This is a genomic window from Porphyromonas sp. HMSC077F02 (assembly GCF_001815465.1).
Classification (GTDB): domain Bacteria; phylum Bacteroidota; class Bacteroidia; order Bacteroidales; family Porphyromonadaceae; genus Porphyromonas_A; species Porphyromonas_A somerae.
On the sequence record NZ_KV820621.1, the window covers coordinates 1 to 9,037 of the forward strand.

Annotated in this window: 7 protein-coding genes; all 7 read left to right on the forward strand. The window is 50.2% G+C overall.

Annotated elements, in window-relative coordinates; translation table 11 throughout:
* The first annotated feature begins 206 nt into the window (after positions 1 to 206).
* The 7 genes from HMPREF3027_RS00105 (at position 207) to HMPREF3027_RS00135 (ending at position 8,813) form a co-directional block, all read left to right on the forward strand.
* Positions 207 to 1,511 (forward strand): leucine-rich repeat domain-containing protein, encoded by a 1,305-nt coding sequence (locus tag HMPREF3027_RS00105; RefSeq protein WP_141756196.1) that lies wholly within the window; start codon positions 207 to 209, stop codon positions 1,509 to 1,511.
* 76 nt (positions 1,512 to 1,587) lie between these two features.
* Entirely contained in the window at positions 1,588 to 3,036 is a 1,449-nt protein-coding gene (locus HMPREF3027_RS00110; RefSeq protein WP_070706275.1) for a leucine-rich repeat protein, read from the forward strand.
* 1 nt (position 3,037) lies between these two features.
* On the forward strand, positions 3,038 to 4,324 hold the full coding sequence (locus tag HMPREF3027_RS00115; protein WP_070706276.1) for a hypothetical protein: 1,287 nt from the start codon (positions 3,038 to 3,040) through the stop codon (positions 4,322 to 4,324).
* Between the two features lie 114 nt (positions 4,325 to 4,438).
* Positions 4,439 to 4,915 (forward strand): Lrp/AsnC family transcriptional regulator, encoded by a 477-nt coding sequence (locus tag HMPREF3027_RS00120; RefSeq protein ID WP_018028821.1) that lies wholly within the window; start codon positions 4,439 to 4,441, stop codon positions 4,913 to 4,915.
* Positions 4,916 to 4,964: 49 nt separating this feature from the next.
* Positions 4,965 to 5,753, forward strand: a complete 789-nt coding sequence (locus tag HMPREF3027_RS00125; RefSeq protein ID WP_070706277.1) for a hypothetical protein — start codon at positions 4,965 to 4,967, stop codon at positions 5,751 to 5,753.
* Positions 5,754 to 6,339: 586 nt separating this feature from the next.
* Positions 6,340 to 7,635: a bifunctional folylpolyglutamate synthase/dihydrofolate synthase gene (locus HMPREF3027_RS00130; protein WP_070706278.1), complete on the forward strand. Its 1,296-nt coding sequence runs from the start codon at positions 6,340 to 6,342 to the stop codon at positions 7,633 to 7,635.
* Positions 7,636 to 7,646: 11 nt separating this feature from the next.
* Positions 7,647 to 8,813 (forward strand): carcinine hydrolase/isopenicillin-N N-acyltransferase family protein, encoded by a 1,167-nt coding sequence (locus HMPREF3027_RS00135; protein WP_246830490.1) that lies wholly within the window; start codon positions 7,647 to 7,649, stop codon positions 8,811 to 8,813.
* Positions 8,814 to 9,037: the final 224 nt, after the last annotated feature.

The window sequence follows — 9,037 nt, forward strand, 5'->3', positions numbered from 1 at the left end:
AGGGGCTATGATCCGTCTGACCTCCCACGAGGGGGAGGTCATTCATGATAAGATCTTTCTAATGCGTAACCCAAGATTGAAGCCGTATAATTACTTGGATAAGTAGGAGGAAAATAGTATCTTTGCACGCAGTGATGAGGGGGCTTCCCCAAATGAAGCAAACTCTCATCCCAAACGGTAATTATCCATTTAATAACTATAAACGTATGAATACTAAAAAACTTGCACCAATGATTCTTGCATCATTAGCCATCCTCTTAATCGGAGGTCTTTCTTCTTGCAAGAACAGTGCACTTGATGCTCCTGTGGCACTTAACAGCAGCAATACCACTCTTGTGGCCAACGACGCTACTATTGTCGGCTCTCTTGAGAGTGACCGTCTGGCACTTATTGACCTATACCAAGCCCTTGGTGGTGAGGAGTGGTTTAAGAGCAGTGGCTGGCTATCTGAGATTCCAGTAGCTGAGTGGGAAGGTGTCTCTGTAGCAGAGGTAGCGGGGCAACCACGTGTGGTAGCTCTCTACTTAGGAGCTAACAACCTTCAAGGCGAGCTTCCACAAAGCATCGGCAAGCTCACCGCCCTCAAAGCCCTCCACCTACAATATAATAGTGGGATCAAAGGGGAGATCACTGATGGCATCTACGACCTACAGTCGCTCCGCTCATTGCGTCTTGGGTACACCTCGCTGACAGGTCTCCTTTCTGATAAGATTGGACAACTCTCACAGCTAGATACCCTCGACCTACGCACTAGCCCATACGAGCTTACTTGCACATGGGACGGCAATATGGAGAGTGCCAAGGATCACAAGCCTAATAACTATCGACTTACTGGCGAGCTACCTAAGACCATAGGTGCCCTAAAGTCACTTACAGTGTTGGACCTCTCTCACCAAAACCTGAGTGGCGAGCTACCTAGCAGTGTCGGCGACCTTGCCAACCTTAAGTACCTAGCTCTCTATGGCTGTAACTTTAGTGGGGTACTTCCTGAGAGTCTTGGTTCGCTTGGTCAGCTTGAGTATCTATCACTTGGTGACAACCACTTTACTGGCAATATCCCTGCTAGCATCGGCCAACTCACCAGCCTTAAGGAGCTTTGGATGAGCAACAACCGCCTATCAGGAGAGATTCCAAGCTCACTTGGTCAGCTCGAGAATCTACTACAGCTAAGCCTAGAGCGTAATGAGCTCACTGGAGAAATTCCAACAAGCCTCACCAAGCTTCGCAATCTACACACTCTATACCTTGGCAGCAACCGACTATCGGGAACTATCCCTAGCGGGCTAGCAGGTGCAGAGCAACCAGAGCTTTTCTGGGTAGATCTTAGCAACAACAACCTTTCGGGTCAGCTCCCAGAGAGAGTGCAAAAGAAGGGTGGCGACTACACTATCTATGTAGTTTCGGGCAACCGCCTCACTGGCTCTGTGGCAGAGGCATACCTTGCCTTTCCAAAGACACTAAAGCACCTACTCCCTCAGCAGGAAGGCTACGGCTTTGACAATCTAAAGTAAAATAATGGCTGTTGCACGAAGGCAATCAACCTCGTGCAACAGCCATCATTCAATAATCATCATTACAATAGACAAAATGAAAAAGATCATCCTTACAACATCCCTTTCACTGGGACTGATGTTGGGCCTCACCTCTTGCTTTGGCGAAGACCAAACTCCTAAGTACAAGGAGAGTAAAATAGAGGTAGAAAACACCTACAGTATCTTAAAAGTATATCCAGAAAACGAGCTACCAAAGGATGGCATCGTGGATCTGAAGCGCATCACTGAAGTGGATGCGGAAGTCTTTGCTGGGTATAAGGGACTTAAGCAAATCACTGGTAAGCGCCTGCAGAAGATTGGGCCAAAGGCATTTGCTGGCTCGGGACTTCTAAAGCTCACCATTGGAGAGGCTATCCCCGTGATTGCTGAAGATGCTTTTGCCGAGACAAGCGAGGAGAAGGAGCTATTTGTACCCGAAGGTAAGGAGGAGCAATACTATCTCCTAGCTCATACCCACCACTTTATCTCAATCAATGGGGTAAAGATTCCACAAATAACAGTTGCTGAGGGCATCTTGACCCTTTACCCCGCCTATCTGCTTCAGGAGGAGATCACTATTCCTAAGGAGGCTACCACGATTGGCAAGGAGGTATTTGCTTCGCAAGAGGTGCTAAAGAAAGTGCACGCACCATCTATCACTAAGATAGAGGCCGGTGCCTTCAAGGGAGCTAAGGAGCTTGTAGAGGTAGAGCTAGGGGCAACGATCCCAGAGGTGGCAGAGGATGCCTTTGCCGACACGCCTATGAGCAAGGCGCTCATTGTTCCAGAGGAGAAAGCCGATGAATACATTGAGTTTGCCAAGACCCACCAATTCTCTACTATCAATGGCAAGGATGTTTATCCACTACCTGAGGGAATTACAATTGAGGGGAATGTACTGACAAAGATCTCTGGTTCTGTATCTATAGAGAAGCTAGAGCTTCCACCTTACGTGACGGTGATAAAGATCAACGCCTTTAATAATAGACCTCGTATCAAGGAGATCATCGGTACGGGTGTAGTGGAGATTCAAGAAAAGGGTATGGCTGGTGCGAGACAGACTACTACTGCTATTTTCCCGAAGCTCAAGAAGATTGGCCGAAGTGGTCTCGAAGGCTTTAGCGCTCTAGTGAAGTTTGAAGCTCCACTCCTAGAGGAGATTGGCGTAGGAGCCTTTAAGAAGGCATCAAGCCTCAAGGAGATCAACTTCCCACTACTCAAAGAGGTGCCTGTGGATGCCTTCAATGCAAGGTGGGATGGACAGTTGAACACCGTCATTCTGCCAAGTGTCACGAAGATCGATGACAATGGATTCGGCTACCAAGTGAATATTAAGCTACTCGAATTGGGTAAGACCCCTCCAACGGTTACACCACAAGGCTTTAGCGATGACCTGAAGAGCAAAAGCCCACGACTAGTAGTGCCTGCAGATGCAGTGGAGGCCTACGGAGGTGTAGGAAACAAGTGGCATAAGGATATCTTTGTGGTAGAAGCAAAGAAATAATATGTCTCGGTATACATTTCTAAGTTTCATAGCTTGGAGCTTTCTCGCTGTCGCATGTGGCAGTGGGGAAGCTCCAAGCCCTTTGCCCCCTAAGCCCAACCCTCAGGAGGAGCCAGAGAAGCCTACGCCAAAGCCCAAGGAGGATCAGCCCACCCGCCCACTGACAGGGTACGAGGGCTACATGCTCCTCTGCGAGGCAGGGCTCTCCTCGATCATCGTTAATATCCCTGATGGCGTATCGGAGCTGCCTAGTTTGCGATTGATGGACCGCGATGGGAAGCTCCTTGAACGCGACATTTATCAGGAGCTGATCAAGGAGGTACCAGCATTGGCCGTTTGTTGCGAGATGGACCTCTCCGCCTCGTCTAAATACTTTGCACTGATGACAAAGTACGATTTTACTGAGGGGAAGTATGGACCACATACCTCACGGCTCACCATCCTCCGACGGAGCGACCTTAGCCTGGTGAAGAGTATCCCTATCATTCTCCCTTCAAAGGAGTTCAACGAATGGGTCACTGGCTCTTGCACCACCAATGCTGGCGACACCTACTTTGCCATAAACTCCCGTCGATACCGTTACCTCAATAGAGTTGATAGTGAGGAAATGATTCCCCTTCAGGGGCTTTCCTCGAACTATTTGCGGTCTGCTTTTTCATACGAAGATAAGGCGTACTTCGTCTTGAGAGACGACCCTAATATCTACCTATTTAGCAATGGATCCGAAAAGGCAAAGTCGATACCAATCGCTTCGAAAGGAGGTATTAGAGCCGATAACGCTGCTGGAGACTACCGTGTGCTTACCGATAATGATGGGCGGAACTTCCTTTTCTCCCTCAAGGAGTCGAAGGTGGTTGCTACCTTTTGGACCTCCCCATCGATTGGTCGAGGAAGCTACTATGATACAAAGGAAGGGTACCTCTACTTCACTACTGCCACAGGCTCCGATGCCAAGATGCGTAGCCTATACCGCATCCCACTGAAGCTGGATAACTCCTCTGAGCAATCCCCAAAGTCAGAGCTCTATTTTAGGATAGGTAGCCGTACTGAGTATGACAGTCGCCAAGGCTACTTCCTCACAATCGGTGCAGACCCTTATACACGGAAGCTCTATCTCTCGTGGTTGGATCAAGGGAGGACTGGACCGGCAGTAGAGAATCGGACCAAGATGTATCAGCTTCCGATGTTGGGCAAAGAGGAGACGCTACCAGTGAAGTCACTAGCTCTCTATCATCTACATCGTACCTACAACATCAGCTCTATCTATCACTATCGACAGCTTCCTTAACAAACAAGATCGGTTGGGTGCTGTGAATTGACTTGTTTTTTGTTATCTTTGTCGGAAGAACTGAAACACTTTGTCCAATTCACTAGCAAGCACGTACATTTTAACAATACCGGTATGAAGAAGATAGACGAGATTGATATCAAGATTATCAACATGCTCTCTGAAGATGCACGCAGACCCTATATGGATATTGCAGAGGCGTGTGATCTATCCAGAGCAGCCATACACCAGCGTATCCAGAGACTTATTGGTAGCGGTATCCTACAGGGGTCACGAAGCTGCATCAATTACAACGCGCTCGGATACAAGACCCTCACGTACGTAGGAATCGTGTTAGAAAGAGGATCACTCTACAACACGGTAGTGAAGCAAGTGGAGCAGATCTCGGAGGTGGTAGAGATACACTACACCACAGGGCCGTACACTATGCTCATTAAGCTATACGCAAGAGATAATGACCACCTGATGCACATCCTCAATGACCAGCTTCAGCAGATTGAGGGAGTGGTCTCTACCGAGACACTTATCTCACTCAAGCAAAGTCTACAGCGCCCATTTGTAGTGAAAGAAAGCAACGAAGAGGACGAATAACCCACTCTAGGCAGAGTATTGAGAACAGGTATAAAGGAGAAATAAGGATATGAATTACAATCAAAGAAATGCATTTGAGAGAGATGGAGATCTCCGGTTTGATGCAGATAGTCACACCTACACACATATCGGGAGGATTGAGCCCCTCACATCGGTCACCTCGTTCATTGCCTCCTTTTTCGACCCCTATGACCCTTACTTCTGGATTAATCGCGATGATAAGCTTACCGAACTGCAGAAGGAGCAAAAAAAACAGGAGCAGGATAGTAAAGGTTATGTCGCACGCAACTTGGGCACCTTTCTGCATACTCAGATAGAGCAAAGCTTCTTGGGCGAGATCCCCGAGAGTAGTATGGACTTAGCTCCTGAAGAGGGCGGTATAGGGCGGGCCTATAGCATTGAAAAGGAGATGGAGTACTTCAATCAATTTGTCCGTGACCACCGCATAGACCCTTTCCGCACCGAATGGATGATCTACGACGATAAGCATTGGCTAGCAGGGACGCTCGACCTATTGGTACAGGAGATGGATGGATCCTATACAATGTACGATTGGAAACGGAGCCGACGCATGGGGCGTGAAGTAGACGGACACTTTCAGCCCAATCGGAGTAACTTCCGGCAAAAAGGGCATGGCGTGATAAGCCACCTCGATGACACCCCATTTATCCACGCTGCACTCCAGCAAAACCTCTACGCTGAGATACTAAAACGCAACTACGGCATTGAGGTGAGCGATATGTACCTAGTAATCCTGAGCCCCTCTTTCTCTAGATACCACAAGGTAAGGGTGCCCAATTATGAGAACGAAGTGAAAATGATGCTCGACCTTTACTAATCCCCCCTAGAGCAATACGAAAGAAGCACCCCAGCGGGTGCTTTTTTTTGTATCCCTTTGCACGAACACCTTTCTCGGACATTGGGGGGGGCTTACCACGTGGCATTCATGTGTAAGGACCTCCGGAGGAGGTCCGATTTGTTGTAGCCCCCCTGTCGGAGGGCGACTTGTCTGACCTGTCCGAGTCATGAGGCATCCCAGATAAGGTACCTTATCAGCACCCGACAGGGTGCCATTCAGCTAGCCCCTAGTCGGAGGGGCGTCAGCGCCCCGAACGACTAGCGGGAAACGATTCGATAATATAATAATCGACCCTTGTGGTCGCACAAGCATCGTAGGTGCGACCGCAAGGGTCGAGAGATATGGTGTGTCTCATGACCCGCTGGTCGTCGGCTCTGCGAGCCTCGACCAGGGGCTAGCTGAGTGGCACCCTGTCGGGTGCAACGGTTCATAGCACCTATCTATCACGGTGTCCGACTTGTCCGACTTGTCCGATAAAAAACACCACTGATAGGGCCCCTCTACAAATCTGGAAAATAGTTATCTTTGTGAGGAATAAAGTATTACCCTATAGAGAAATAGAGAGATGACCTATCAAGAGACAACAGAATATCTATTTTCGCAATTACCACAGTTTGAAAAGGAAGGAGCTTCGGGCTATAAACCTGGACTAGAGCGAGTTGAGACCCTACTACAGCTCTGTGGCTCACCCCATAAGCAACTCACCACCCTCCACATTGCCGGCTCCAATGGCAAAGGCTCCAGCAGCACTATGTTGGCGGCTACCCTTGCGGAGAGTGGCCTTCGGGTGGGGCTATTCACCTCCCCCCACCTCGTCGACTTCCGTGAGCGGATTCGCATCAATGGGGAGATGGTATCGGAGGAGTTTGTCGTCCAATTTGTAGAGACGATACGGCAGAAGATGCCACCAGAGCTATCCCCCACTTTCTTTGAGCTCACCACCGCCCTTGCCTTCGCCTACTTTGCGAAAGAGCAGGTAGATATCGCCGTGATAGAGGTGGGTATGGGCGGTCGATTGGATAGCACCAACGTGATACAGCCCTTGGTCAGTCTCATCACCAATGTGAGCATGGACCACGCCCAGTACCTCGGCAATACCCTACCCCTTATTGCTGGTGAAAAGGCGGGCATCATCAAGCCACACACCCCTGTAGTGCTGAGCCGAAGCTCGGAGAAAGAGGTGACCGACGTGGTGGTGGCTAAGGCCAAAGAGCTCCAGGCTCCCCTTACCCTCGCCGACCGAGAGGAAGAGATCCTCATGTACCAACCACTCAAGATAGGGTACAAGGTGACCACCGCCCACTTCGGCACCTTCACCCTCCCTTTAGGAGGGGAATATCAGATCGAAAACCTTGGGGGTGTGCTACAGGTGCTACTACTACTCCGCACCAAGGGATATGAGATTGAGAATACTGCCTTGCACCAGGGGTTGCAGAGATTAAGTCACTACGGACTGAGGGGGCGATTGGAAGTGATTCAGCAGACCAACCCCACCATCGTCATTGATACAGGGCACAATCCCGATGCCTGGCAACACCTTGCCCCCACCCTACAACAGTGGCAAAAGGAGGGCGGTCTCGTGATGCTCATCGGTATGGCGGGCGATAAAGATGTGCCCCACGTGGTCACCCAATTTCCTTTGGAAGCTCACTATATCTTCTGCCAAGCCCACACGCCACGAGCCCTTCCTGCCACAGAGCTACAAGCTCTTGCCAAGGCAGTCGGTGTCACCCATAGCGAGGTGATTCCCGACATACACGAGGCGTACAAAGTGGCGATCCAGAGAGCTAAGGAGCTAGGTGCAGAGACCCTCTTTGTGGGTGGAAGCAACTACGTCATTGGAGAATTACTCACCCATTAATGCATAACACTATGAAAAAACTACTCACCACACTGCTATTGCTTTTGGCTACCACACAAGCCATCGCCTGCACCACTGCTGTGCTATCAGGTCGCTTCACCAAGAATGGGCGACCAATGATCTGGAAACTCCGTGACACAGAAGCGTACGACAATCATATGCAACGCTTCGAAAGCCCCCTCGGCTACTATGTCGGTTTGGTCAACGACTCCGACACCCTTGGCCTACAGGTGTGGGGTGGACACAATAGCCACGGCTTTGCCATTATGAATAGTGCCTCCTTCAATGTCAACCACGGCTATACTGGCGATTACATTGATCAGGAAGGCGTGCTGATGAAGCGTGCCCTCGCCGAGTGTCGCAACCTCACAGAGTTTGAAGCACTCCTCAATGCCCTCCCCCGACCTATGGGATTGGCGGCCCATTTTGGAGTCATTGACGCCGAAGGGGGTGCAGCGTTTTACGAAGTGAATAATGAGACTTGGACCAAGTTTGATGCCAATGAGGCTCCTGAGGGGTACGTTCTTCGCACCAACTTTTCCTACACCGGCACCGAAGACGAGGGGTATGGATATGTCCGCCTCCGCTGTGCGGCCAATCTATTCACCCACCTAAAGCCGGGAGAGGTGACTGTAGAGCTCCTTGGCAGTCGCTTGAGCCGCTCTATGTACCACGGTCTGATGGAGATAGACTATCGAGCACTGGCAGAAGAGGGGCAGCTCCCTAGCCGCAGTGGATTTGTTGATTCCGACGACCTCATTGCCCGCTATGATACCAGTTCGATGATTCTGGTAGAGGGGGTAGCCCAAGGGGAAAACCCTGAGCTAACCACCTCATGGGTGGAGATCGGTCAGCCCTATCTCTCGCCACTCATTCCCATTTGGACCACCAACGAAATCCCCACTGAGCTTCAGCTACCAACATCAGAGGGGGAGACCATCGCCTCTCTTGCCAAACAGCTAAAGCGAGAGAAGCTCTACCCACTTCGCACGGTAGAAGAGAGCCGTTACCTCTATATGCCGCTCATTTACCGACCCGATGGCACTGGCCTCGCACAGCAATTAGAAGCCCTCGAGGCAGAGTACATCCCTCGTCTACAAGCCAACCACTCTCCGCAGCTCCAGCGAGAGATGATCCAAAAAGCCCTCAAACTACAGCGCCAAGCCCTTGCCAAATAAGCATGGTGCCTCTCTGCCAGAACCTTATCGGACAGGGCAGACAAGTCGGACAAGTCGGCAAATGGGACGAGAGTATAGGGAGAAATCAAGTGAAGCACTTGCCAACTTGTCCGAATCGTCCGACTTGTCTGACTTGTCCGATAAGGTACTTTATCAGACGGCTCGGACACTATGGAGCTCCTGGGATATCCAATCGAGTAGGTCGGGAAACGAAAGTTTTCTGA